The following is a 251-nucleotide window of genomic DNA, read 5'->3' on the forward strand; positions in this document are numbered from 1 at the left end:
ATGAGACGTCGATTTACACAAGAATTTAAAGTTCAAGCGGTTGAAAAAGCATTATCTCAATGTGATGATGTTCGTCTAGAAGATATTGCAGATGATTTAGGTGTCGGTTATTCAACGTTACAACGCTGGATAGCACTCGCAAAAAAACATCAACTTGAAACACACCAGACGGGTAGCCAAATGACAGCAGAAAAACGACCACAAGACTGGCGTTTAGAAGAAAGACTCAGCGCGATTATTGACTGTGGCCA

Annotated in this window: 1 protein-coding gene; it reads left to right on the forward strand. The window is 41.0% G+C overall.

What is annotated here, in order from left to right:
- The coding region (locus H5187_RS24250; protein ID WP_182798539.1) for a transposase at positions 1-251 on the forward strand (251 nt) is incomplete at both ends.

Source organism: Pseudoalteromonas sp. SG44-1 (assembly GCF_014164315.1).
In the GTDB taxonomy this organism is placed as follows: Bacteria; Pseudomonadota; Gammaproteobacteria; order Enterobacterales; family Alteromonadaceae; genus Pseudoalteromonas; species Pseudoalteromonas rhizosphaerae.